Source organism: Streptomyces sp. STAM6 (genome assembly GCF_054963715.1).
Map to the genome: position 1 here is coordinate 27,386 of NZ_JBUEFZ010000018.1, position 24,672 is coordinate 52,057.

20 protein-coding genes are annotated in these 24,672 nt (G+C 71.8%); 15 read left to right on the top strand and 5 right to left on the bottom strand.

The genetic code is table 11. From position 1 onward, the window contains the following. Positions 1-66: 66 nt before the first annotated feature. The 5 genes from ACY34K_RS20945 (at position 67) to mutM (ending at position 3,945) form a co-directional block, all read left to right on the top strand. The gene (locus ACY34K_RS20945; RefSeq protein ID WP_462749239.1) at positions 67-1,119 is read left to right on the top strand and encodes a cell division initiation protein; all 1,053 of its coding nucleotides are present in this window, start codon (positions 67-69) and stop codon (positions 1,117-1,119) included. A gap of 225 nt (positions 1,120-1,344) precedes the next feature. Next, the gene (locus ACY34K_RS20950) at positions 1,345-1,947 is read left to right on the top strand and encodes a YceD family protein (protein ID WP_462749240.1); all 603 of its coding nucleotides are present in this window, start codon (positions 1,345-1,347) and stop codon (positions 1,945-1,947) included. Positions 1,948-1,949: 2 nt separating this feature from the next. Then, positions 1,950-2,123 carry a 50S ribosomal protein L32 gene (rpmF, locus tag ACY34K_RS20955; RefSeq protein WP_026165248.1) on the top strand — a complete coding sequence of 58 codons (174 nt, stop codon included), beginning with the start codon at positions 1,950-1,952 and terminating at the stop codon, positions 2,121-2,123. Between the two features lie 7 nt (positions 2,124-2,130). Then, positions 2,131-2,967, top strand: a complete 837-nt coding sequence (gene rnc / locus ACY34K_RS20960) for a ribonuclease III (protein WP_462749243.1) — start codon at positions 2,131-2,133, stop codon at positions 2,965-2,967. A 105-nt stretch (positions 2,968-3,072) separates the two neighbouring features. After that, positions 3,073-3,945, top strand: a complete 873-nt coding sequence (mutM, locus tag ACY34K_RS20965; RefSeq protein WP_462749246.1) for a bifunctional DNA-formamidopyrimidine glycosylase/DNA-(apurinic or apyrimidinic site) lyase — start codon at positions 3,073-3,075, stop codon at positions 3,943-3,945. On the opposite strand, the gene ACY34K_RS20970 is transcribed toward mutM, so the two are convergent. Both ACY34K_RS20970 and ACY34K_RS20975 read right to left on the bottom strand, forming a co-directional pair. Next, complete coding sequence (locus ACY34K_RS20970; protein ID WP_462749248.1) at positions 3,906-4,295, bottom strand: winged helix-turn-helix transcriptional regulator; 390 nt, start codon at positions 4,293-4,295, stop codon at positions 3,906-3,908. The two genes, mutM and ACY34K_RS20970, sit on opposite strands and share 40 nt — an antisense overlap. Before the next feature lie 97 nt (positions 4,296-4,392). After that, positions 4,393-5,247 carry a CAP domain-containing protein gene (locus ACY34K_RS20975; RefSeq protein WP_462749249.1) on the bottom strand — a complete coding sequence of 285 codons (855 nt, stop codon included), beginning with the start codon at positions 5,245-5,247 and terminating at the stop codon, positions 4,393-4,395. A gap of 137 nt (positions 5,248-5,384) precedes the next feature. Between ACY34K_RS20975 and ACY34K_RS20980 the strand changes: the two genes are divergently transcribed. The 4 genes from ACY34K_RS20980 (at position 5,385) to ACY34K_RS20995 (ending at position 11,641) form a co-directional block, all read left to right on the top strand. Beyond that, the gene (locus ACY34K_RS20980; protein ID WP_462749251.1) at positions 5,385-5,666 is read left to right on the top strand and encodes an acylphosphatase; all 282 of its coding nucleotides are present in this window, start codon (positions 5,385-5,387) and stop codon (positions 5,664-5,666) included. 392 nt (positions 5,667-6,058) lie between these two features. Then, complete coding sequence (locus ACY34K_RS20985; protein WP_064070317.1) at positions 6,059-6,268, top strand: hypothetical protein; 210 nt, start codon at positions 6,059-6,061, stop codon at positions 6,266-6,268. 188 nt (positions 6,269-6,456) lie between these two features. After that, positions 6,457-10,026, top strand: coding sequence for a chromosome segregation protein SMC (smc, locus tag ACY34K_RS20990; protein ID WP_462749253.1), 3,570 nt, complete (start codon positions 6,457-6,459; stop codon positions 10,024-10,026). Between the two features lie 196 nt (positions 10,027-10,222). After that, entirely contained in the window at positions 10,223-11,641 is a 1,419-nt protein-coding gene (locus tag ACY34K_RS20995) for a sugar porter family MFS transporter (RefSeq protein WP_462749254.1), read from the top strand. Positions 11,642-11,681: 40 nt separating this feature from the next. Here the strand turns inward: ACY34K_RS20995 and ACY34K_RS21000 are convergent, their stop codons facing one another. Both ACY34K_RS21000 and ACY34K_RS21005 read right to left on the bottom strand, forming a co-directional pair. Continuing rightward, the gene (locus ACY34K_RS21000) at positions 11,682-12,662 is read right to left on the bottom strand and encodes an LLM class flavin-dependent oxidoreductase (protein WP_462749256.1); all 981 of its coding nucleotides are present in this window, start codon (positions 12,660-12,662) and stop codon (positions 11,682-11,684) included. 59 nt (positions 12,663-12,721) lie between these two features. Next, complete coding sequence (locus ACY34K_RS21005; protein WP_462749258.1) at positions 12,722-14,173, bottom strand: cytosine permease; 1,452 nt, start codon at positions 14,171-14,173, stop codon at positions 12,722-12,724. Positions 14,174-14,273: 100 nt separating this feature from the next. On the opposite strand from ACY34K_RS21005, the gene ftsY reads away from it, so the two are divergent. Beyond that, positions 14,274-15,500: a signal recognition particle-docking protein FtsY gene (gene ftsY, locus ACY34K_RS21010; protein WP_462749261.1), complete on the top strand. Its 1,227-nt coding sequence runs from the start codon at positions 14,274-14,276 to the stop codon at positions 15,498-15,500. A gap of 198 nt (positions 15,501-15,698) precedes the next feature. Here ftsY and ACY34K_RS21015 read toward each other — a convergent pair whose 3' ends face one another. Next, complete coding sequence (locus ACY34K_RS21015) at positions 15,699-16,376, bottom strand: bifunctional DNA primase/polymerase (protein WP_462749262.1); 678 nt, start codon at positions 16,374-16,376, stop codon at positions 15,699-15,701. A gap of 437 nt (positions 16,377-16,813) precedes the next feature. Here ACY34K_RS21015 and nsdA point away from each other — a divergent pair, with 437 nt between their 5' ends. The 5 genes from nsdA (at position 16,814) to ffh (ending at position 24,535) form a co-directional block, all read left to right on the top strand. After that, a complete protein-coding gene (gene nsdA, locus ACY34K_RS21020; RefSeq protein WP_462749264.1) occupies positions 16,814-18,289 on the top strand; it encodes a transcriptional repressor NsdA in 1,476 nt (491 codons plus the stop codon). Between the two features lie 319 nt (positions 18,290-18,608). Then, positions 18,609-19,967, top strand: coding sequence for an ammonium transporter (locus ACY34K_RS21025; RefSeq protein WP_462749266.1), 1,359 nt, complete (start codon positions 18,609-18,611; stop codon positions 19,965-19,967). Continuing rightward, positions 19,964-20,302, top strand: a complete 339-nt coding sequence (locus ACY34K_RS21030; protein WP_365720671.1) for a P-II family nitrogen regulator — start codon at positions 19,964-19,966, stop codon at positions 20,300-20,302. The genes ACY34K_RS21025 and ACY34K_RS21030 overlap by 4 nt, the downstream gene beginning before the upstream one ends. Before the next feature lie 11 nt (positions 20,303-20,313). Continuing rightward, positions 20,314-22,836, top strand: a complete 2,523-nt coding sequence (locus ACY34K_RS21035; protein ID WP_462749269.1) for a [protein-PII] uridylyltransferase — start codon at positions 20,314-20,316, stop codon at positions 22,834-22,836. Between the two features lie 148 nt (positions 22,837-22,984). Further along, a complete protein-coding gene (gene ffh, locus ACY34K_RS21040) occupies positions 22,985-24,535 on the top strand; it encodes a signal recognition particle protein (RefSeq protein ID WP_462749271.1) in 1,551 nt (516 codons plus the stop codon). The last annotated feature ends 137 nt before the right edge of the window (positions 24,536-24,672 follow it).

Below are 24,672 nucleotides of genomic sequence, written 5' to 3' on the forward strand. Positions count from 1 at the left end.
AGCCGACTGGCCTTACAGTCGTCCCGTCGTCTCCAATCCGGCTGTAGAGAGTGTGGCGAGCACACGGTGGACGTGCAGAAGAAGCTCGACGAGATCGTCGCGACGGTCGGGAACGCCCGTTCCATGCCCATGTCGGCCTCCTGCGTGGTCAACCGCGCCGAGCTGCTGTCGCTGCTCGAAGAGCTCCGGGAGGCCCTTCCCGGCTCGCTCGCCCAGGCCCGGGAGCTGATCGGCGGCCGCGACCAGATGGTCGAGCAGGCCCGGCAGGAGGCCGAGCGGATCATCGAGGCCGCCCACGCCGAACGCGGCTCGCTGATCTCCGACACCCAGGTCGCCCGCCAGTCGCAGGAGGAGGCCGACCGCATCCTCGCCGAGGCCCGCCGCGAGGCCGAGGAGATCCGCGCCGAGGCCGACGACTACGTCGACTCCAAGCTGGCCAACTTCGAGGTCGTCCTCACCAAGACCATCGGCTCCGTCGACCGCGGCCGCGAGAAGCTGCTCGGCCGGGGCCCCGGCGACCCCGCCGACGACGACGCCCCCGAGTACAGCTCCGACCCGCAGACCCTGATCCGCCGCGCGGACGACTACGTCGACGCCAAGCTCGGTGCCTTCGAAGCCGTGCTGTCCAAGACCCTCGAAGCCGTCGGCCGCGGCCGGCAGAAGCTGCACGGCAGGATCGCCACCGACGACCTCGGCGCCCACATGGCGGCCCAGGACGCGGCCGGCGCACCGGGGCACACCAGCGACGCCGACTACCTGGCCGGCCTGGCCGAGCTCGCCGACCCCGAGCCGGGCCGGTCCGCCCAGGCCGCCCCTCAGCCCGTCGCGGCACAGGTGCCGCAGATCCCGGTCCAGCAGCCCGACCCGTACGCCTACCAGCAGCCCCAGCACAGCCAGGAGGCGTACGGCTACCAGCAGGACCCGTACGCGTACCAGCAGCACCCGCAGCAGGGCTACGACCAGGGCTACGGGCAGCAGGCCGACCCCTACGGCTACGGCGGGCAGCACCAGGTCCCGGCCCAGCCGCAGCCGCAGACCGCCGCGCTCGACGAGACGAGCTTCTTCGACACCAGCATGATCGACATGGAGCAGCTGCGGCGGTACGAGCAGGGCCGCTGAGCGGCCGGCCGGCATCCCGGACGCTTCCCGGCAGCCCTCCGCGGCCGTCTCCACGGTCCGGATTGGGCTCTGGGTGAAGCGTCCAGTATCCTGGCTGTTCGGTCGCGAGTACGTCCGCGATCCGGGCTGCCCGCTTCGTCGTACGACGAATGGCGGGGCGGCCCCCACACGATTCCGAAAGCGGGAAAAGCCCTGAGTACGCGCCTCGACCACCGCAACCCCCTCGTGTTCGACACGCACGAGCTGGGTCGGCGTCCCGGTGCGCTCCAGCGGCTGACCCGCTCGGTCGAGGCCCCAGCGGACCTCGGGATCGACGGGGTCATCGGCGTACCGGAGGGCTCGCCCGTCGAGCTCGAACTCCGTCTCGAGTCGGTCATGGAAGGTGTGCTCGTCACAGGCACCGCCCGTGCGTCGGCCGAGGGGGAGTGCGTAAGGTGTCTGGAGCCGCTGCGCCAAGAGGTCGTGGCGGACTTCCAGGAGATGTTCTCGTACCCCGACACCGACGACCGGGGCCGTTCCGCGGCCTCGGGCGACGATGCCGAGGACGACGAGGACATGATCCCCCTCGAGGACGGCATGTTCGACCTCGAGCCCGTGCTGCGCGATGCGGTGGTGCTCGCACTGCCGATGCAGCCGGTGTGCCGGGAGGACTGTGCAGGACTGTGCCCCGACTGCGGGGTCAGCCTGAACGACAACCCGGACCACCACCACGACGCCGTCGACATCCGTTGGGCGGCACTGCAGGGACTCGCCGATTCACTCGGGACCGGCGAGAAGGACAACATGGGCGGCGCCGAAGCGGGCGTCGACGAGAAGCAGGAGAAGTAGCCGTGGCTGTTCCGAAGCGGAAGATGTCGCGCAGCAACACGCGCCACCGCCGGTCGCAGTGGAAGGCTGCGGTCCCCACCCTGGTTTCGTGCGAGCGTTGCCAGGAGCCGAAGCAGCAGCACATCGCGTGCCCGAGCTGCGGCACGTACAACAAGCGCCAGGTCCTCGAGGTCTGAGCGGCTGGTGAGAGGCACCGTGTCTGGCCACAAAACGGCGGATGACGCCAAGAAGCAGGCGGAGAACACGGCCTCGTCCCACACGCTTCTGGAAGGGCGGCTCGGGTACCACCTCGAGTCCGCCCTTCTGGTGCGTGCGCTGACCCACCGGTCGTACGCCTACGAGAACGGCGGTCTGCCCACCAACGAGCGCCTGGAGTTCCTCGGCGACTCCGTGCTCGGCCTGGTGGTCACGGACACGCTGTACCGCACCCACCCCGACCTGCCCGAGGGCCAGCTGGCCAAACTGCGGGCCGCGGTGGTCAACTCGCGTGCGCTGGCGGAGGTCGGCCGCGGCCTCGACCTGGGCTCCTTCATCCGGCTCGGCCGTGGTGAAGAGGGCACCGGAGGCCGGGACAAGGCGTCCATCCTCGCCGACACCCTCGAAGCGGTGATCGGCGCGGTCTATCTCGACCAGGGTCTCGAAGCGGCGTCCGAGCTGGTGCACCGGCTCTTCGACCCGCTGATCGAGAAGTCCTCGAACCTCGGCGCCGGCCTGGACTGGAAGACCAGCCTCCAGGAGCTGACCGCGGCCGAGGGCCTCGGTGTCCCGGAGTACCTGGTCACCGAGACCGGACCGGACCACGAGAAGACCTTCACTGCTGCTGCCCGCGTCGGTGGTGTCTCGTACGGCACCGGCACCGGCCGCAGCAAGAAGGAAGCGGAGCAGCAGGCGGCGGAATCCGCCTGGCGGGCCATCCGGGCCGCCGCGGACGAACGGGAGGCGGCGGCGAAGGCCGCGGCCGAAGAGGCCGCCGACCCCTCTTCGACATCCCGGACCGCCGCGGACTCGGCCACGGCCTGACCGCTGCGCTTCCTCGCCCCGTCGCACCCCCCGAACGCCCCGCCGGGCGGGGGGCACGTGCGACGGGGTTTCCCCATGCCGTGTCTCACCCTCCGGAGGACCCCCGTGCCCGAGCTGCCCGAGGTCGAAGTCGTACGGCGCGGCCTGGAGCGCTGGGTGAGCGGCCGGACCGTCGCCGCCGTCGAGGTGCTGCACCCACGTGCCGTGCGGCGGCACCTCGCGGGCGGGGAGGACTTCGCGGCCCGGCTGAAGGGGCACCGCATCGGCGCCGCCCGGCGCCGCGGGAAGTACCTGTGGCTGCCGCTGGACGACACCGACGCGTCCGTGCTCGGGCACCTCGGCATGAGTGGCCAGCTGCTCGTACAGCCCGAGGACGCCCCGGACGAAAAGCACCTGCGCATCCGGATCCGCTTCGACGACCACCTCGGCACCGAGCTGCGCTTCGTCGACCAGCGCACCTTCGGCGGGCTTTCCCTGCACGAGAACACCCCCGACGGGCTGCCCGAGGCGATCGCCCACATCGCCCGCGACCCGCTCGACCCGGACTTCGACGACGCCGCCTTCCACACCGCGCTGCGGCTGCGCCGCACCACCGTCAAGCGCGCCCTGCTCGACCAGACGCTGATCAGCGGGGTCGGCAACATCTACGCGGACGAGGCGCTCTGGCGCTCCCGGCTCCACTACGACCGGCCCACCGCCGGACTCACCCGGCCGCGGTCCGCCGAACTCCTCGGACACGTCCGGGACGTGATGACAGCGGCGCTCGCCGTCGGCGGCACCAGCTTCGACAGCCTGTACGTCAATGTGAACGGCGAGTCGGGGTACTTCGACCGGTCCCTGGACGCCTACGGCCGTGAGGGCGAGCCCTGCCGGCGGTGCGGCACACCCATGCGCCGCCGCCCCTGGATGAACCGGTCCAGCTACTTCTGCCCGCGCTGTCAGCGGCCGCCGCGCATCTCGCCGCGCGCCACGTCGTAGCGCTCGCGGGCCGACAGCACCTCGGGCATCCGGTCCTCGACGAGCCGGATCAGCGCCAGCAGGCGCTCGGCGACGACCCGGCCCAGCGGGGTGAGCTCGTAGTCCACCCGCGGCGGGTTCGTCGGCTGTGCCTCCCGCAGGACCAGGCCGTCCCGCTCCAGCGCGTGCAGCGTCTGGGAGAGCATCTTCTCGCTGACGCCGTCCACCCGGCGCCTCAGTTCGTTGAAGCGGAAACCGCCCTCGTACAGCGCGGTGAGCGTCAGGCCGCCCCACCGTCCCGTCACATGCTCCAGCGTGCCGCGCGAGGGGCAGGCCCGGGAGAACACGTCGAACGCGAGATCGTCGTCCATACCGGTCAGCGTACTGCGGTGCAGCGCCACCCGACGGACAGCGCTTTCGCGAAGTGAGCCGGAACGGGCGCGAGCGGGCAGGGTCCTAGGGCACGCCCTAGAAACCGAAGTCCTGGGTCCACCACGGGCCGCCGGCACCGAAGTGCACACCGACGCCGAGCGTCGTGTAGTCGCAGTTCAGGATGTTGGCGCGGTGGCCGTCGCTGGTCATCCAGGACTGCATCACCGCCTCGGCGTCGGCCTGTCCCCGGGCGATGTTCTCGGCGGCCATCCCCTCGACACCGGCCTTGGCGGCGCGGTCCCAGGGCGACTCGCCGTCGGGGTTGGTGTGCGAGAAGAAGCCGCGCTCCGCCATCTCCTGGCTGAACGCCCGGGCCAGGGAGCCCAGCGACTCGGAGGCGCGCAGCGGGCTGCAGCCCACCTTGGCCCGTTCGGCGTTGACCAGGCTGAGCACCGCGGCCTCGGCCGCCGCCTCCCGGCCGCTGACCGCGGCGCCCGCGGCCGCCGGGGCCTCGGGTCGCGCGGTGGTGCGCTCGGGCGTCGGTGCGGCCGTCGCCGTACGCGTGGGCGCGGCGCTCTTCGTCCTGCTGGGCTCGGCGGCCTCGGTCCGCTTCGGCGCCGGGGACGACGGCTTCGCGCCGGCCGGCGGAGCCGTCTTCGTCGACGGTGCGGCCGAGGGCTTCCCGGCGCCGCGGCTCGGGGAGGCGGACGTGCCGCCCTTCGGCGTGGCGCCGGTCGGAGTGGCGCTCGACTCGCCCTGCGGCTGGAGCAGCTGCGGCACGCCGCCGGACTCCACCCGCTGGTCGGAGGAGCTTCCGCCCACCGTGAACGTGTCGCCCCCGGGGAGCATCCCCGACGCGACCGCGACGGCGCCGACCGCCATGGCGGCGGAGGCACCGAGCAGACCGGTGCGAACGGGGACCACGGCCCGCTTCTTACGGTGGCGTCCCATCTGCGCTGCCTTCCTGCTGTGCGTCCTGGGATCAATGGGACTCGCCCGAATGGGTGAGGCTCATTGCGTCGGGACTGTACGCCATGACGCGTGGGCGAGAAGTGCCGTGAGAGCTATTGGCCGGTTAGCGTGCAGCCATGAATGGAGACGCACGGCTCACCGCCTGGGTACGCGGCCGAGTACAGGGAGTGGGCTTCCGCTGGTTCACCAGGGCCAATGCGCTGGAGATCGGCGGCCTCAAGGGCTTCGCCCTCAATCTCGAGGACGGCAGGGTGCAGGTCGTGGCCGAGGGCCCGAGTGAGAATTGCCACCGTCTTCTGGAATGGCTCCGCTCCGGCGACACACCCGGACGCGTCGACGGAGTCACTGAGATCTGGGACACGCCGCGCGGCGGATACGACGGTTTCGACGTCCGCTGACGATCTTCCCCACCGGCTCCCGCGACCCCGTGCCCCGGCCACCGGAAGCAACGCTTCCAAAGGTCGGGTACGCAAGAAATGACCTGGTGGTTGCCAAGAAAAGGGTTGTCGTGCCACGCTGCGCGGGTAAGGATGATCCACACGCCCCTTCGGGCACCGCGCGAGAGGCGCGGCCGCACAGCAGCGGCCGCCTGCCCCCCGGTCGCCCCTTGATACGGGGCGTGATCGTGTTGACCGTCAAACTTTTTGGTGAGACTCTGGAAGCCCCGCGCACCTTAGCTGTTTGGCAGTAAGAACCGCAGCGGCACCACCCACTGCCGAGCACCGCGGGTGCGAATCCCTCACGACCCACACCGCTTCGGTCGGTCACTCAGTGTGGAGGACCATCCATCATGGCAAAGGCGCTTCTCGGTTATGTCGGCGGTTCCGACCCGCGACTTCTCGCCGAGATGCGACGGCTTCAGCAGCGCGTCCAGGACCTGGAGTCCGAGCTCGTACGGATTCAGTCCGAGAACGACGCGCTCAACGCTGCCGCCGCACACAGCGAGCTGCTCGACGGCATCGACATCGACGTACCCAAGGCGGAGCCTGCGCTCACCTGACCCCCAGCCCCCATCGGGCAGGTGAGAAACACTCTCGCGAGATATGCAAGGGACGCCCAGGGCGTCCCTTCTTTCTTGCCATACGCCGCGGATCCCGGAATTCACCCCCCGTACGCCTCTCCCTCACCATCTGAGATGCCCTGCGCGTTCATGGGTCAAACGAGGCCCGGCAGGTAGAGTCCGGGGGCGTGCACCTCAAGGCCCTGACCCTGCGCGGATTCAAATCCTTCGCCTCCGCCACCACACTCCGGTTCGAACCGGGCATCACCTGTGTCGTGGGGCCGAACGGCTCGGGCAAGTCCAATGTCGTGGACGCCCTCTCCTGGGTCATGGGCGAGCAGGGCGCCAAGTCGCTGCGCGGCGGCAAGATGGAGGACGTCATCTTCGCCGGGACGACCGGGCGGCCCCCGCTCGGCCGCGCCGAGGTCTCCCTCACCATCGACAACTCCGACGGCGCGCTGCCCATCGACTACGCCGAGGTCACCCTCACCCGGATCATGTTCCGGGGCGGCAGCAGCGAGTACCAGATCAACGGCGACACCTGCCGGCTGCTGGACATCCAGGACCTGCTCAGCGACTCCGGCATCGGCCGCGAAATGCACGTCATCGTCGGCCAGGGCCAGCTCGACTCGGTCCTGCACGCCGATCCGATGGGGCGCCGCGCCTTCATCGAGGAGGCCGCCGGCGTCCTCAAGCACCGCAAGCGCAAGGAGAAGGCGCTGCGGAAGCTGGACGCCATGCAGGCCAACCTCGCCCGCGTCCAGGACCTCACCGACGAACTGCGCCGCCAGCTCAAGCCGCTCGGCCGGCAGGCCGCGGTGGCCCGGCGGGCCGCCGTCATCCAGGCCGATCTCCGCGACGCCCGGCTCAGGCTCCTCGCCGACGACCTCGTACGCCTCCAGGAGGCGCTGAGGGCCGAGATCGCCGACGAGGCCGCGCTGAAGCAGCGCAAGGAACGGGCCGAGACCGAGCTGAAGGCGGCCCTCAACCGCGAGTCGGAGCTGGAGGACGAGGTACGGCGCCTGGCGCCGCGGCTGCAGCGCGCCCAGCAGACCTGGTACGAGCTGTCGCAGCTGGCCGAGCGGGTGCGCGGCACGATCTCGCTGGCCGACGCGCGGGTCAAGAGCGCCACCGCCCAGCCGCCGGAGGAACGGCGCGGGCGCGACCCCGAGGACATGGAGCGCGAGGCCGCCCGTGTCCGCGAGCAGGAGGCGGAGCTGGAGGCCGCGCTGGAAGCCGCCGAGCGGGCGCTGGAGGACACCGTCGCCCACCGTGCCGAACTGGAGCGGGAACTGGCGGTCGAGGAGCGGCGCCTCAAGGACGTGGCACGGGCCATCGCCGACCGGCGCGAGGGCCTCGCCCGGCTGTCGGGGCAGGTCAACGCCGCCCGCGGCAAGGCCGCTTCGGCCCAGGCGGAGATCGACCGGCTGGCCGCCGCACGCGACGAGGCCCAGGAACGGGCCGTCGCCGCCCAGGAGGAGTACGAGCAGCTCAAGGCCGAGGTCGACGGGCTGGACGCCGGCGACGCCGAACTGGCCGAGCGACACGAGGCGGCCAGGAGCGAACTCGCCGAGGCCGAGGCGGCGCTGGCCGAGGCCCGGGAGGCGGCCACCACCGCCGAACGCCGGCGCGCCGCCACCCAGGCCCGCCACGAGGCACTCGCGCTCGGGCTGCGCCGCAAGGACGGCACCGGTGCCCTGCTCGGCGCGGCCGACCGCCTCACCGGACTGCTGGGCCCGGCCGCCGAGCTCCTCACCGTCACCGCGGGGTACGAAGTCCCCGTCGCCGCCGCCCTCGGCGCGGCCGCCGACGCACTCGCGGTCCGGGACCCGGCCACGGCCGCCGAGGCGATCCGGCTGCTGCGCAAGCAGGACGCGGGCCGCGCGGCGCTGCTGCTGGGCGGGGTGCCGGGCCGCGAGGAGCCGCGTGAGGAGCGGCCCGACGGGCCGCCGTACGCCGTCGATCTGGTGCGCGGCCCCGAGGAACTGATGCCCGCCGTGCGCCGCCTGCTGCGGGACGTGGTGGTGGTCGGCACCCTGGAGGACGCCGAGGACCTGGTGTACGCCCGGCCCGGTCTGATCGCCGTCACCGCCGACGGCGACGTCCTCGGCGCGCACTTCGCGCACGGCGGGTCGGCCGGCGCTCCCAGCCTCCTGGAAGTGCAGGCGTCCGTCGACGAGGCCGCCGCGGAGCTCGCGGAGCTGGCCGTCCGGTGCGACGAGCTGGCCCTGCGGCAGCAGGAGGCGGCCGAACGCAGACGTGCCTCGGCCGCGCGGGTCGAGGAGCTGGGGGAGCGGCGCCGGGCCGCCGACCGGGAGAAGTCCTCGGTGGCGCAGGCGCTGGGGCGGCTCGCCGGGCAGGCGCGCGGCGCCGCCGGTGAGGCCGAGCGCACCACGGCCGCCGCGGCCCGGGCCCAGGAGGCTCTGGAGAAGGCGACGGCGGAGGCCGAGGAGCTTGCCGAGCGGCTGCTCGTGGCGGAGGAGGCCGCCTCCTTCGGGGACGGGGAGGAGGAGCCGGACACCGCGGTCCGCGACCGGCTCGCCGCCGACGGTGCCAACGCCCGGCAGACCGAGATGGAGGCCCGCCTCCAGGTCCGCACGCACGAGGAGCGGGTCAAGGGCCTGGCCGGGCGCGCCGACGCGCTGGACCGGGGCGCCCGAGCCGAGCGCGAGGCACGCGCGCGGGCCGAGCAGCGCCGTGCCCGGCTGCGCCACGAGGCCGAGGTCGCCACCGCCGTCGCGTCCGGCGCCCGCCAGCTGCTCGCGCACGTCGAGGTCTCCCTCGTACGGGCCGAGCAGGAACGTGCCGCCGCTGAGGCCGCGAAGGCGGCGCGCGAGCAGGAGCTGGGCACCGCCCGCGCGCTGGGCCGGGAGCTGAAGGGCGAGCTGGACAAGCTCACGGACTCCGTGCACCGCGGTGAGGTCCTCGGTGCCGAGAAGCGGCTGAGGATCGAGCAGCTGGAGACCAAGGCCCTGGAGGAGCTGGGCGTGGAGCCGGCCGGCCTGGTCTCCGAGTACGGCCCCGACCAGCCGGTCCCGCCGTCCCCGCCGGCCGAGGGGGAGGAGCTCCCGGAGGACCCGGAGCATCCCCGCAATCAGCCGAGACGTTTCGTCCGCGCGGAACAGGAGAAACGCCTGAAGTCGGCGGAACGGGCGTACCAGCAGCTCGGGAAGGTGAATCCGCTCGCGCTGGAGGAGTTCGCGGCGCTGGAGGAGCGGCACCAGTTCCTCTCCGAGCAGCTCGAGGACCTGAAGAAGACGCGGGCCGACCTCCTTCAGGTGGTGAAGGAGGTGGACGAACGTGTCGAGCAGGTCTTCACCGAGGCCTACCGGGACACGGCGCGCGAGTTCGAAGGGGTCTTCTCGCGCCTCTTCCCCGGCGGGGAGGGCCGGCTCGTGCTGACCGACCCCGACAACATGCTGACCACGGGTGTGGACGTGGAGGCCAGGCCGCCCGGGAAGAAGGTCAAGCGGCTGTCGCTGCTCTCGGGCGGTGAGCGGTCGCTGACGGCGGTGGCCATGCTGGTGTCGATCTTCAAGGCCCGGCCGAGCCCGTTCTACGTCATGGACGAGGTCGAGGCGGCCCTCGACGACACCAACCTCCAGCGGCTGATCCGGATCATGCAGGAGCTCCAGGAAAGCTCACAGCTGATCGTGATCACCCACCAGAAGCGGACGATGGAGGTCGCGGACGCGCTGTACGGCGTCTCCATGCAGGGCGACGGGGTCTCCAAGGTCATCAGCCAGCGCCTCCGTTGATCGCCTTCAAGTACTGAACACAATCTGACACGCCGTGGCCTCGGGCGAATTTCTTGCCAGGTATTGACTTCGAAACTTGAAGGCATAGTCTCTGCAACGTTGCTTTTACCTTCAAGTGGTGGGCGCCATGAAGTTGTGTGCCACTTGAAGGGCTCGCCCCCTATGCCCGGCGACGCTGCCGGGCCCAGGAGTTCACGTGACCAGCACCGCGCAGCCACCGGCGTCGGGGGCCCGTCAGGCCCATCCCGACCACCTCGGGCATGTCATCTTCATCACGGCCGCCGCCGCGATGGGCGGCTTCCTCTTCGGCTACGACAGCTCCGTGATCAACGGCGCCGTCGAGGCGATCCGGGACCGCTACGACATCGGCTCGGGCACCCTGGCCCAGGTCATCGCCATCGCCCTGATCGGCTGCGCCATCGGCGCCGCGACCGCCGGCCGTATCGCCGACCGCATCGGCCGCATCCGCTGCATGCAGATCGCCGCCGTGCTGTTCACGGTGAGCGCCGTCGGCTCCGCCGTGCCGTTCACCCTCTGGGACCTCGCCATGTGGCGGGTCATCGGCGGCTTCGCCATCGGCATGGCCTCCGTGATCGGCCCCGCCTACATCGCCGAGGTCGCCCCCGCCGCCTACCGCGGCCGCCTCGGCGCCTTCCAGCAGGCCGCCATCGTCATCGGCATCGCCGTCTCGCAGCTGGTCAACTGGGCCATCCTCAACCTCGCCGACGGCGACCAGCGCGGCACCGTCGCCGGGCTCGAGGCCTGGCAGTGGATGCTCGGCGTCATGGTCGTCCCGGCCGTCCTCTACGGCCTGCTCTCCTTCGCGATCCCCGAGTCACCCCGGTTCCTGATCTCCGTCGGCCGCGAGGACAAGGCGAAGGAGGTCCTCGCCGAGGTCGAGGGCCACGGCGTCGACCTGGACGCGCGTGTCGCCGAGATCGAGCTGGCGATGCGCCGCGAGCACAAGTCCACCTTCCGCGACCTGCTCGGCAGCCGCTTCGGCTTCCTGCCGATCGTCTGGGTCGGCATCGGCCTGTCGGTCTTCCAGCAGCTCGTCGGCATCAACGTCGCCTTCTACTACTCCTCGACGCTGTGGCAGTCCGTCGGCATCGACCCGTCGAGCTCGTTCTTCTACTCCTTCACCACGTCGATCATCAACATCATCGGCACCGTGATCGCGATGGTCCTCGTGGACCGGGTCGGCCGCCGGCCGCTCGCCCTCGTCGGCTCCGCCGGTATGGCCGTCGCCCTCGCCTTCGAGGCCTGGGCCTTCTCCGCCGACCTCGTCAACGGCAAGCTGCCCACCACCGAGGGCGTCGTCGCCCTGATCGCCGCCCACGTCTTCGTGCTCTTCTTCGCCCTCTCCTGGGGCGTGGTGGTCTGGGTCTTCCTCGGCGAGATGTTCCCCAACCGGATCCGTGCCGCCGCCCTCGGCGTCGCCGCCTCCGCGCAGTGGATCGCCAACTGGGCCATCACCGCCAGCTTCCCGTCCCTGGCGGACTGGAACCTCTCCGGCACCTACGTCATCTACACGGTCTTCGCCGTGCTCTCCATCCCCTTCGTGCTCACGTACGTGAAGGAGACCAAGGGCAAGGCGTTGGAGGAGATGGGCTAATCCCCGCTGCCCCTCTCCTCGGTCACGAAACTGCCCCGGCTCAGCCCCTCAGGGTCCTGAGCCGGGGCAGTACGCGTTCGCCCAGCAGATGCAGACTCCGCCAGCCCTCGTCCACCGGCATCCCGCCGCACAGCGGATGCAGCACCAGACTCTCCGACGCCGAATCCAGGCACTCCTCGGGCGTCACGATCCGGTACACGCCCTCCGCGCGCAGCTCCTCCACCGTCGTCGCCCGCGAACGCACCGCAGACGGGATGTCCTTCGACTGCCAGGAGGCGTACGTCCGCGCCTCGTGCAGGAAGTGCTCGCCGTACAACGCCCAGGTGCGGTCGGGGTCCTCCGCCAGGTGCAGCAGCGGCGTGCTCGCCGCCGGCATCATGCAGAACCCCTCCGTGCCGAAGGCCGCACGCCGCTCCTGGTAGTAGGCCTCCAGCTCCGGCAGATGGGCGCTCGGGAAGAACGGCAGGCCCAGCCGGGCCGCGCGCCGGGCGGCCGCCCGGGACGAGCCGCCCACCAGCAGCAGCGGATGGGGTCTGCTGTACGGGCGGGGGGAGACCCGTACCGTACGCCCCTGGTACTCGAACTCCTCACCCGTCCACGCCCGCAGCAGCGTCTCCAGCAGCAGGTCCTGGAGCTTGCCGCGCCGGCCCCAGTCGACGCCGTACGCCTCGTACTCCTCGGGCCGGTAGCCGATGCCCGCGACCGTCACCAGCCGCCCCCCGGACAGCAGGTCCAGTACGGCGATCTCCTCGGCCAGCCGCAGCGGGTCGTGCAACGGGCCGATGACCGCGGAGACGGTGACCGTGATCCGGCGGGTCGCTCCGAAGACCGCGCCGGCGAAGACGAAGGGGGAGGGCAGCCAGTTGTTGGCGGCGCCGTGGTGCTCCTCGGTCTGGATCGTGCCGACGCCGCGGTCGTCCGCGTACGCCGCCATCTCCAGCGCCGCGCGATAGCGGTCGGAGAGCTCCCCGGGCGTCGCACCGGGGGCGACGAGATTGAACCGGACGACTGTGACGGCCATGAGAAGTCCCCCTCCGCCGGACGGTGAGCCGACGCAGGGGGACCGTAGCTGACGTAGCGTCAGTTGGAAACAGTGGCGGCCAGGGGTTCCTCCGCCCCGGCCCCGGCGGCGGGCCCGGCGGCCCGGTCGCGCGGCAGCGCGGCGTAGAGCGCCGCCGCCGCCAGGATCGTCAGCAGCCAGCCCAGACCGTTCGTCCCGATCCAGGAGCCGGCCAGCGGGCCGGCGAACCAGTCGACCCGGGTGAAGACCAGCCCGACGAGCAGGGCGGCGCCCCACGCGGTCATCGCCTGCCAGGCGAAGCCGCCCCGGTACCAGTACGCGCTGGTGCGGGTGGTGTCCATCAGCGCCTCCCCGTCGTACGACGTCCGGCGCAGCATGTCGACGCCGAAGACCCCGATCCACGCCGAGAACGCCACCGCCAGCAGCGTCAGGAACGAGACGAACGAGCCGATGAAGCTCGTGGCCACCACCATCAGCAGAAAACCGAAGATCAGGCTGATCAGCGCGTTCACACTCACGGCCCAGGCCCGCGGGACCTTGATCCCGAGGGTCTGCGCGGTGAACCCGGCCGAGTACATCGACATGGAGTTGATCAACAGCATGCCGACCAGCGCGATGAGCAGGTACGGCACGGAGAGCCAGGCCGGCAGCAGTTCGCCGATGAACGACACCGGGTCCTGCGCGGACGCCAGGTCCGGCGTGCCCACCGCCATCACCGCGCCCATCAGGACCATCGGCAGCACGACGATCCCGGCGCCGCCGACCGTGGAGCCCACCATGGCCCTGGACGACGCCGTACGCGGCAGGTAGCGGGTGAAGTCCGGGCCGGAGGGCACCCAGCTGATGCCGCCCGCGGCGAGCGTGCCGATGCCCGCGATCATCATCGCGGTTGAGCCCGCGGGCTTGTCGAAGACCGCGCTCCAGTCCGTGTTCGCCACCAGGTGGCCCAGCACCAGCACCGAGAAGGCGCCGAACAGATACGTCGACCAGGTGCTGCAGACCCGCAGGGCGTTGATGCCCAGGCCCGAGACCAGGAACGTGCAGGCCACGAAGAGGAGGAGGGTGACGACGATCAGCGGGGTGCTGCTCTTCACGCCGAAGCACAGATCGAGCACGGTCAGCAGGGCGTACGCCCCCGTCACGGCGTTGATCGTCTCCCAGCCCCAGCGCGCCACCCAGATCAGCGTGCCCGGGAAGAGGTTCCCGCGCTGGCCGAACACCGCGCGGGACAGAGCCATGCCGGGCGAGCCGCCGCGCTTCCCGGCGATCGAGATCAGGCCGACGATCCCGTACGAGAGGATGGGGGCGGCCGTCGCGACGACCAGCACCTGCCAGAGGTTCAGGCCGTTGAACACGATCAGGCCGGCGCCCATGGTGAGCAGCAGCACACTGATGTTCGCCGCGACCCAGGTGGGGAACAGCTCCCGGATGTGCCCGGTCCGCTCGGCGTCGGGGACCGGTTCGAGACCGCGGGTCTCTATCGCGCCTTCGGATGCGGAGGCGTGGGGCATGGATCAGCTCCGTGCGGAAGTGGGGGATCTCACGACATCGTACATTCCCCCCAAAAGACCCAGATAGGGGCCTACTCCCCTGGGGGATACTGGTCGGGTTATGGAAATCGTCATCCTTGCTGTAGTCATCGCTCTGGTCGCGGTCGGCGCGATCAGCGGCCTCGTGGTCAGCAGCCGCAAGAAGAAGCAGCTGCCCCCTCCGCAGGCGCCGCCCAGCACGCCGACCATCACAGCTCCGCCCGCCGAGCCGCACGTCGGCGAGGAGGCGGAGACACCGCGGGAGGAACCGCGCCGCACGATCGAGGAGGTGGACCTCCCGACGGCCGAACAGGCGCTCGAAGCCCCGGCCGCCCTCGAGGACCCCCTCGTCACGGCGCCGCCCGCGCCCGAGATCGAGGTCCCGGAACCGACCGCGGGCCGGCTGGTCCGGCTGCGTGCCCGGCTCGCCCGCTCACAGAACTCGCTCGGCAAGGGGCTGCTCTCCCTGCTGTCCCGGGAGCACCTCGACGAGGAGACCTGGGAAGAGATCGAGGACACCCTCCTCACCGCCGACGTCGGCGTCACACCCACCCAGGAGCTCGTGGAGCGGCTGCGTGAGCGCGTGAAGGTCCTCGGCACCCGGACGCCCGCGGAGCTGCGCGGCCTGCTCCGGGAGGAGCTGCTGACCCTGGTCGGCACGGACTACGACCGCACCGTGCACACGGAGAGCGACACCGCCACGCCGGGCATCGTGATGGTCGTCGGTGTGAACGGCACCGGCAAGACCACGACCACGGGCAAGCTCGCGCGTGTCCTGGTGGCCGACGGCAAGTCGGTCGTGCTGGGCGCCGCGGACACCTTCCGCGCCGCCGCCACCGATCAGCTCCAGACCTGGGGCGACCGGGTCGGCGCCCGCACGATCCGCGGCCCGGAGAACGGCGACCCGGCGTCGGTCGCCTTCGACGCGGTCAAGGAGGGCATCGCCGAGGGGGCCGACGTGGTGCTCATCGACACCGCGGGCCGGCTGCACACCAAGACCGGTCTCATGGACGAGCTCGGCAAGGTCAAGCGGGTCGTCGAGAAGCACGGCCCGCTGGACGAGGTCCTGCTGGTCCTGGACGCCACGACCGGTCAGAACGGTCTCGTCCAGGCGCGCGTCTTCGCCGAGGTGGTCGACATCACCGGCATCGTGCTGACCAAGCTGGACGGCACCGCCAAGGGCGGCATCGTCGTGGCGGTCCAGCGAGAGCTGGGAGTCCCGGTCAAGCTGATCGGTCTGGGCGAGGGCCCGGACGACCTGGCTCCGTTCGAGCCCGAGGCCTTCGTCGACGCCCTGATCGGCGACTGAGCACCACCGAGTTCCCCAGGGGCGCCCCGGGCGGCTACCGCCGGGGCGCCCCTTCGTGTGTGCTGCCGCCTCCGCCTCCGCCTCCGGCTCCGGGGCCCGGGGCCGGCGCGTACCTCGGGCCGCCTCGTGCGCCGGGGCCACCTCGTGTCCCGGGCCACCTCGTACCGTGGGCCGCCTCGTGCGCCGGGCGGCTTCGGGTCAGGCCGCGGACCGGTGGCAGATGTACGCCAGGGTGCCCAGCAGCAGACGGGCCTGCGGCGGCGCCCCGGCGTTCAGCGCCGGCGGGCGCAGCCAGCGGGCGGGGCCCAGTCCGGCGTGGTCGGAGGGCGGGGCCGTGATGTGGTGGCCCGGGCCCAGGCCGCGCAGGTCGAGGCCCGCGTCGTCCCACCCCATGCGGTAGAGCAGCCGGGGCAGCTCGGCCGCCGCCCCCGGGGCCACGAAGAACTGCGCCCGACCGGTCGGCGTGGCGCACACCGGGCCGAGCGGCAGCCCCATCCGCTCCAGGCGCACCAGTGCGCGGCGCCCGGCTGCCTCGGCGACCTCCAGGACGTCGAACGTACGGCCCACCGGCAGCAGCAGCGCCGCGCCCGGGAACCGCGACCACGTCCCGGTCACCTCGTCGAGCGTCGCGCCGGCCGGCACTTCGGGCGCGAACCCCAGCGGATGCGCGCCGGGGGACGAGCACGCCACGTCCCCGCAGGAGCACCGGCCGGACGCCGCCCGGGCGCCGGGGACCACGTCCCAGCCCCACAGGCCGGTGTACTCCGCCGCCACGGTGCACTCCGCGGCGCGGCCGGCCCGCCACCGCGAACCGGACAAGCTCGTCAACCCGGACCGCATCTCACGGATACGGGTGGTGCCGATCGTGAAGCCCATGCCCCCTCCAACGGGTGGAACTCGCCGGTGGTTACGACCTGGAGTCCATCGGTCACACTCCGTCGCCGCCACCCCCTGAAGAGGGGCTCCCAGAGGCGCCCGGGGTGGTGCGTCCCGTCGCGCGCGCCTCGTTCCACAACGACCCGCCGACTCCAGATTCGTGCTGTGTCAAGTGAATCGCGCCTGGCAGGAGGCGACTTCATTCGAAGGGGTGGCGAATGGTGGCGTTTACGGAATCAGCCTCGCGGGACGGGTGATCGTAGGATTACTTTCGGTGCACGAACCTTCGGGGTAGCGACCGCGCCGCAGGGTATGCCGGAGGCAAGACGGCTCGCCCGTTCGAAAGGGTGCGGTCGCCGGACGGATGGCCACAACTCACGGCATTCTGATAAGGGTTCGCGCAACAAAAGCGATTTCGGCGGGATGGGGGCGTTCCAGTGGGCAGCAGCGGCGCAGACGGTACGAATGCCGGCAAGCGCCCGAACGAGCAACTGAGCTCGTGGTTCGTGCGCAGTGGCTGGTCCAAGGGCGAGCTCGCGCGACAAGTGAACCGCCGGGCGCGCCAGATGGGCGCACACCACATCAGCACAGACACCTCCCGGGTGCGGCGCTGGCTCGACGGCGAGCAGCCACGTGAGCCGATCCCGCGCATCCTCTCCGAGCTGTTCTCCGAGCGGTTCGGCTCCGTCGTCGCCGTCGAGGACCTCGGCCTGCGCACGGCCCACCAGTCACCCTCCGTGTCCGGAGTCGACCTGCCCTGGGCCGGACCCCAGACGGTCTCCCTGCTCAGCGAGTTCTCCCGCAGCGACCTCATGCTCGCCCGGCGGGGCTTCCTGGGCACCTCCCTGGCCCTGGCCGCCGGCCCCGCCCTCATCGAGCCGATGCAGCGCTGGCTCGTCCCCACCCCGGTCGCGGAGGCGGGCCGCCCCGAACCGGCCGGCTCCCCGCGCCGCCCCACCCGGCTCTCCAAGCCGGAGTTGGACCTCCTGGAGTCCACCACCGTCATGTTCCGCCAGTGGGACGCCCAGTGCGGCGGAGGGCTGCGCCGCAAGGCGGTCGTGGGCCAGCTCCACGAGGTCACCGACCTCCTCCAGGAACCGCACCCCGCGAACACCGCGCGCCGGCTGTTCAAGTGCGCCGCCGAACTGGCCGAGCTGGCCGGCTGGATGAGCTATGACGTGGGGCTCCAGCCCACCGCCCAGAAGTACTTCGTCCTCGCTCTGCACGCCGCCAAAGAGGCCGGCGACAAGCCCCTCGGCTCGTACATCCTCTCGTCCATGAGCCGCCAGATGATCCACCTCGGGCGGCCCGACGACGCCCTGGAGCTCATCCACCTCGCCCAGTACGGGAGCCGTGACTGCGCGACCGCCCGCACCCAGGCCATGCTGTACGCCATGGAGGCCCGGGCGTACGCCAACATGGGCCAGCCCAGCAAGTGCAAGCGCGCCGTGCGGATGGCCGAGGACACCTTCGCCGACGTCGGCCTGGACGGAGAGCCCGAGCCGGACTGGATCCGCTTCTTCTCCGAGGCCGAGCTCAACGGTGAGAACGCCCACTCCTACCGCGACCTCGCCTATGTGGCCGGCCGCAGCCCCACCTACGCCTCGCTCGCCGAGCCGGTGATGGAGCGCGCCGTGGAGCTCTTCGGCAACGACGAGGAGCATCAGCGGTCGTATGCACTCAACCTCGTCGGCATGGCCACCGTGCACCTGCTCAAGCGCGAGCCCGAGCAGTCCACGGCGCTCGCCGAGAGGGCGCTCGCCATCGCCAAGCGGGTCCGCTCCGAGCGGGTCAACACGAGGCTGCGCAAGACCGTCGACACCGCGGCCAGGGGCTTCGGCGACGTCCCCGAGGTCGCGAGGCTCACCGACATCCTCACCGCACAGCTCCCGGAGACCGCCGAAGCCGTCTGAGACCGCCCGGCGGGCCGCCACCAGACCCCGGCCGCGACAGCCACCCCGTACAGCCCGACTCGGCTCCCCTACGCCAGGTCAACAGGGTGACTGTCGCGGCCGGTCCGCGTGTGCGCAGAGGGTACTGCCGTAATCTCCCCGTTACCCGGCGTTTCATCCTGACGTAACACACCCGGCCCCTTCGTCACGGCCGCGAAACATCGAGCGGCATCGACCGAAACCGTGCTGCGCAAATGTCGGGTCCCACAACGGCCACCCCTCAAAGCCGCGCAGCACCGGCTCCGCCCCGCACAGGCCGTACGACGACGAGGAGACGCCGATGCCCCCAGGCATCACGCTTGCCGCAGACACACCCACCCTGTCTGCCGCCAACACCGGATTCATGCTCATCTGCTCCGCGCTGGTGATGCTCATGACGCCCGGCCTGGCCTTCTTCTACGGAGGCATGGTCCGCGTCAAGAGCACCCTGAACATGCTGATGATGAGCTTCATCAGCCTCGGGATCGTCACGATCCTGTGGGTGCTCTACGGCTTCAGCATCGCCTTCGGCACGGACTCCGGATCGGTCATCGGCTGGTCGTCGGACTTCGTCGGGCTGAGCGGCATCGGCCGCGACGAACTCTGGACCGGCTACACCATCCCGGTCTACGTCTTCGCGGTCTTCCAGCTGATGTTCGCCGTGATCACGCCCGCCCTGATCAGCGGCGCCCTCGCGGACCGCGTCAAGTTCAGCGCATGGGCCCTGTTCATCGCCCTGTGGGCCACCGTCGTCTACTTCCCGGTCGCGCACTGGGTGTGGGGTGCGGGCGGCTGGCTCTTCGAGATGGGCGTCATCGACTTCGCGGGCGGTACGGCCGTCCACATCAACGCCGGCGCCGCCGCCCTCGGCGTGATCCTGGTCATCGGCAAGCGCGTCGGCTTCAAGAAGGACCCCATGCGGCCGCACAGCCTGCCGCTGGTCATGCTCGGTGCGGGCCTGCTGTGGTTCGGCTGGTTCGGCTTCAACGCCGGCTCGTGGCTCGGCAACGACGACGGCGTCGGCGCGGTCATGTTCGTGAACACGCAGGTCGCCACCGCCGCCGCGATGCTGGCCTGGCTGGCCTACGAGAAGATCCGCCACGGCGCCTGCACCACCCTCGGTGCCGCCTCCGGCGCGGTCGCCGGCCTGGTCGCCATCACCCCGTCGGGCGGCTCCTGCTCGCCGCTCGGCGCGATCGCCATCGGCGCGATCGCCGGTCTGCTCTGCGCCATGGCCGTCGGCCTGAAGTACAGGTTCGGCTACGACGACTCCCTCGACGTCGTCGGCGTCCACCTCGTCGGCGGTGTGGTCGGCTCCCTGCTCGTCGGCTTCTTCGCCACCGGCGGCGTCCAGTCCACGGCCAAGGGACTCTTCTACGGCGGCGGGTTCGAGCAGCTCGGCAAGCAGGCCATCGGTGTCTTCTCGGTCCTCGCCTACTCTCTGGTCGTCTCCGCGCTGCTCGCCCTCGTCATCGACAAGGTGATGGGCATGCGGGTCAGCGAGGACGTGGAGGTCGCCGGCATCGACCAGGCCGAGCACGCCGAGACGGCGTACGACTTCAGCGGGGCCGGCGGCGGCGCCGGATCGCGCAAGGCCGTGCCGTCGACCCAGGGCGAGTCCGTGACAGCAGTGGCGCAGAACAAGAAGGTGGACGCATGAAGCTCATCACCGCAGTCGTCAAACCGCACCGACTGGACGAGATCAAGGAGGCCCTGCAGGCCTTCGGCGTCCAGGGGCTGACGGTCACCGAGGCCAGCGGCTACGGACGGCAGCGCGGTCACACCGAGGTCTACCGGGGCGCCGAGTACACCGTCGACCTCGTGCCGAAGATCCGTATCGAGGTACTGGTGGAGGACGAGGACGCCGAACAGCTGATCGACGTCGTCGTCAAGGCCGCCCGCACCGGAAAGATCGGTGACGGCAAGGTGTGGAGCGTCCCGGTCGACACGGCGGTACGCGTCCGCACCGGCGAACGCGGCCCCGACGCACTGTGAGGAGCTGCTGGGTGACGAGCCTCGACACGAGCGCAGAAGCGGACGACTCGGGACCCAGCGGCTACGCGGCGGCCCGGCTGAGCCTCCTCCAGGAGGAGGCTCGGTCCGGGCCGCCGCGCCGTGCCGCCCTCGCCCGGCTCACCGACGAGTGGCTGGCCGGCCTGTTCGCCGCAGCCGAACCGCCCCGGGGCACGGCGCTCGTCGCCGTCGGCGGGTACGGCCGCGGCGAACTGTCCCCCCGCAGCGACCTGGACGTGCTCCTCCTGCACGACGGCGGCTCCGACGCCAAGGCCGTCGCCGCCCTGGCCGACCGGATCTGGTACCCGGTCTGGGACCTGGGCCTCGCCCTGGACCACTCCGTACGCACCCCCGGCGAGGCCCGCAAGACGGCGGCCGAGGACCTGAAGGCGCAGCTCGGGCTCCTCGACGCCCGCCACATCGCCGGCGACCTCGGACTCGTCTCCGGCCTGCGCACCACCGTCCTCGCCGACTGGCGCAACCAGGCCGCGAAACGTCTGCCCGAACTCGACGAACTGTGCCGGGAGCGCGCGGAACGCCAGGGCGAGCTGCAGTTCCTCCTCGAACCCGACCTCAAGGAAGCCCGCGGCGGCCTGCGCGACGCCACCGCCCTGCGCGCCGTCGCCGCCTCCTGGGTCGCCGACGCCCCGCGCCAGGGCCTCGCCGAGGCACGCCGCCGCCTCCTCGACGCGCGCGACGCCCTCCACCTGGCCAGCGGCCGCGCCACCGACCGGCTCGCCCTGCAGGAGCAGGACCAGGTCGCCGCCGCCATGGGCCTGCTCGACGCCGACACCCTGCTGCGCGAGGTGTACGAAGCGGCCCGCACCATCGCCTACGCCGGGGACGTCACCTGGCGCGAGGTCAACCGGGTCCTCAAGGCCCGCTCCGTCCGGCCCCGGCTGCGCGCCATGCTCGGCGGCGGCCGGCCCCGGCCGCAGCCCGCACGCACCCCGCTCGCCGAGGGCGTCGTCGAGATGGACGGCGAGGTCGTGCTCGCCCGCACCGCCCGGCCCGAACGCGACCCGGTCCTCCCGCTGCGGGCCGCCGCCGCGGCCGCCCAGAACGGGCTGCCGGTCTCCCCGCACGCCGTACGGCTCCTCGCCGCCACCGCCAAACAGCTGCCCGTGCCCTGGCCCGCCGAGGCGCGGGAGGAACTGGTCACCCTGCTCGGCGCGGGCGAACCGACCGTCCCCGTCTGGGAGGCCCTGGAGGCCGAAGGCCTGATCACCCGGCTCATCCCCGACTGGGAACGCGTCCGCTGCCGCCCGCAACGCAACCCCGTCCACACCTGGACCGTCGACCGGCACCTCGTCGAGACGGCCGTACGGGCCTCCTCCCTCACCCGCCGCGTCGGGCGGCCCGACCTGCTCCTGGTCGCCGCCCTGCTCCACGACATCGGCAAGGGCTGGCCCGGCGACCACTCCGTGGTGGGCGAGACCATCGCCCGGGACGTCGCCACCCGGGTCGGTTTCGACCGCGCCGACGCCGCCGTCCTCGCCTCCCTCGTCCGCCACCACCTGCTGCTCGTCGAGACCGCGACCCGCCGCGACCTGGACGACCCCGCCACCGTGCAGTCCGTCGCGGACGCCGTCGGCTCCCTGTCCGCCCTGGAGCTCCTGCACGCCCTCACCGAGGCCGACGCCCTGGCCACCGGCCCCGCCGCGTGGTCGTCATGGCGCGGCTCGCTGGTTGCCGACCTGGTGAAACGCGTCGCGGGCGTCCTCGCGGGCGAGCCGCCGCAGGCCCCCGAACCGGCCGAGCCCAGCGCGGAGGAGGAACGGCTCGCCATCGAGGCCCTCCGCACCGGCGAACCCGTCCTGACACTGCACACCCAGGCCGAGACCCCGGCGGAGGACGGCGAACCGGAACCGGTCGGCGTCGAGCTGCTGATCGCCCTGCCCGACCAGCCGGGCGTGCTGCCCGCCGTCGCCGGCGTCCTCGCCCTGCACCGGCTGACCGTCCGGGCGGCGGACCTGCGGGCCATAGAGCTGCCGGCCGGACTGGGCGCGGACGGCCCCGGCGGGGCGGGAGGCCCGGAGGGCCCCGGCACCAAGGGAGGCTCCGACGGAACGGGAGGCTCCGGCGCCGTGCTCGTACTGAACTGGCGCGTCGCCGCCGAGTACGGCTCCCTCCCGCAGGCCGCGCGGCTGCGCGCCGACCTCGTCAGGGTGCTGGACGGCTCGCTCGACATCCGGGCCCGTCTGGCCGAGCGCGAGGCGGCCTATCCGCGGCGCCGCGGCCTCAAGGCGCCGCCCCCGAGGGTCACCGTCGCCGCCGCGGGCTCGGCCCTGGCCACCGTCATCGAGGTCCGCGCCCAGGACGCCCCCGGCCTGCTGCACCGCATCGGCCGGGCCCTGGAAACGGCGGCGGTGCGGGTGCGCAGCGCCCATGTGTCCACGCTGGGTGCCAACGCGGTGGACGCGTTCTACGTCACCGACCCGCGGGGCGCCCCGCTCCCGGCCGAGGAGGCACCGGGGGTGGCCCGGGCACTGGAAGCAGCGCTGCGGGACCAGTAGGCGCCGAAGACCCGGCCAGGCCCCGCCCGGCCCCCGCACAGGCCCCCGTACAGGGTCTTCCGCCCGCGTCCGTTGCCCACTGGCGCGGGCGGATACCCTTGGGTGCAACCGTCACCCCGCCCCCGAGACCCGAGGACCCGCGACCACCGTGTTCGATACCCTCTCCGACCGCCTTGCAGCGACATTCAAGAACCTCCGGGGCAAGGGCCGCCTTTCCGAGGCCGACATCGACGCCACGGCCCGGGAAATCCGTATCGCGCTGCTCGAGGCCGACGTGGCGCTGCCCGTCGTCCGCGCCTTCATCAAGCAGGTCAAGGAGCGGGCGCTCGGCGTCGAGGTCTCGCAGGCGCTGAATCCCGCCCAGCAGGTCATCAAGATCGTCAACGAGGAGCTCATCGGCATCCTCGGCGGCGAGACCCGCCGGCTGCGCTTCGCCAAGACCGCGCCCACCGTGATCATGCTGGCGGGCCTCCAGGGTGCCGGTAAGACCACCCTCGCCGGAAAGCTCGGCCTCTGGCTGAAGGGCCAGGGCCACGCCCCGCTGCTCGTCGCCTGTGACCTCCAGCGCCCCAACGCGGTCAACCAGCTCTCCGTCGTCGCCGAGCGCGCCGGCGTCGGCGTCTACGCGCCGGAGCCGGGCAACGGCGTGGGTGACCCGGTCCAGGTCGCGAAGGACTCCATCGAGTACGCGCGCACCAAACAGCACGACATCGTCATCGTCGACACCGCCGGCCGCCTCGGTATCGACCAGGAGCTGATGCAGCAGGCCGCGGACATCCGCGACGCCGTCAGCCCGGACGAGGTCCTCTTCGTCGTCGACGCCATGATCGGTCAGGACGCGGTCAACACCGCCGAGGCCTTCCGCGACGGCGTCGGCTTCGACGGCGTGGTGCTGTCCAAGCTCGACGGTGACGCCCGCGGTGGTGCCGCCCTGTCGATCGCGCACGTCACCGGCCGCCAGATCATGTTCGCCTCCAACGGCGAGAAGCTGGACGACTTCGACGCGTTCCACCCGGACCGCATGGCGTCCCGCATCCTCGGCATGGGCGACGTGCTGTCGCTCATCGAGAAGGCCGAGCAGACCTTCAGCCAGGAAGAGGCCGCCAAGATGGCCTCCAAGCTGGCGTCCAAGAAGGGCCAGGAGTTCACCCTCGACGACTTCCTGGCCCAGATGGAGCAGGTCCGCAAGATGGGCTCCATCTCCAAGCTCCTCGGCATGCTGCCCGGTATGGCGCAGATGAAGGAGCAGATCAACAACATCGACGAGCGCGACGTGGACCGCACGGCCGCCATCATCAAGTCGATGACGCCGGGCGAGCGCCAGGACCCCACGATCATCAACGGCTCGCGCCGCGCGCGTATCGCCCGCGGTTCCGGTGTCGACGTCAGCGCCGTCAAGGGCCTGGTCGAGCGGTTCTTCGAGGCCCGCAAGATGATGTCGCGGATGGCCCAGGGCGGCGGCATGCCCGGCATGCCGGGGATCCCCGGCATGGGCGGCGGCCCCGGCCGCCAGAAGAAGCAGCAGAAGCAGGCCAAGGGCAAGCGCAAGAGCGGCAACCCGATGAAGCGGAAGGCCGAGGAGCAGGCCGCCGCGGCGCGCCGGGAACAGGCTCAGCAGGGCGGCGCGTTCGGCCTGCCGGACGGGCAGCCGGGCAAGGACTTCGAGCTGCCGGACGAGTTCAAGAAGTTCATGGGCTGAGCATCCCGCGAACGGCCCGGTGCCAGGCTTCCCAGGGGCGTCCACCACGGGTGGGCGCCCCTCGGCGTATCCGCCGCCCTGGGTTGCGCCCCGCCGGGTGTCCGCCACACGGCTGCCCGTAATGCCGGTCCTGCCGG

Excerpts from the sequence above, each read along its gene's own strand:
- ACY34K_RS20970 (WP_462749248.1), bottom strand. The coding sequence starts at position 4,295 with ATGGACGACGATCTCGCGTTCGACGTGTTCTCCCGGGCCTGCCCCTCG.
- ACY34K_RS20975 (WP_462749249.1), bottom strand. The coding sequence starts at position 5,247 with ATGGGACGCCACCGTAAGAAGCGGGCCGTGGTCCCCGTTCGCACCGGT.
- ACY34K_RS20980 (WP_462749251.1), top strand. The coding sequence starts at position 5,385 with ATGAATGGAGACGCACGGCTCACCGCCTGGGTACGCGGCCGAGTACAG.
- ACY34K_RS20985 (WP_064070317.1), top strand. The coding sequence starts at position 6,059 with ATGGCAAAGGCGCTTCTCGGTTATGTCGGCGGTTCCGACCCGCGACTT.
- ACY34K_RS21000 (WP_462749256.1), bottom strand. The coding sequence starts at position 12,662 with ATGGCCGTCACAGTCGTCCGGTTCAATCTCGTCGCCCCCGGTGCGACG.
- ACY34K_RS21005 (WP_462749258.1), bottom strand. The coding sequence starts at position 14,173 with ATGCCCCACGCCTCCGCATCCGAAGGCGCGATAGAGACCCGCGGTCTC.
- ftsY (WP_462749261.1), top strand. The coding sequence starts at position 14,274 with ATGGAAATCGTCATCCTTGCTGTAGTCATCGCTCTGGTCGCGGTCGGC.
- ACY34K_RS21015 (WP_462749262.1), bottom strand. The coding sequence starts at position 16,376 with ATGGGCTTCACGATCGGCACCACCCGTATCCGTGAGATGCGGTCCGGG.
- ACY34K_RS21025 (WP_462749266.1), top strand. The coding sequence starts at position 18,609 with ATGCCCCCAGGCATCACGCTTGCCGCAGACACACCCACCCTGTCTGCC.
- ACY34K_RS21030 (WP_365720671.1), top strand. The coding sequence starts at position 19,964 with ATGAAGCTCATCACCGCAGTCGTCAAACCGCACCGACTGGACGAGATC.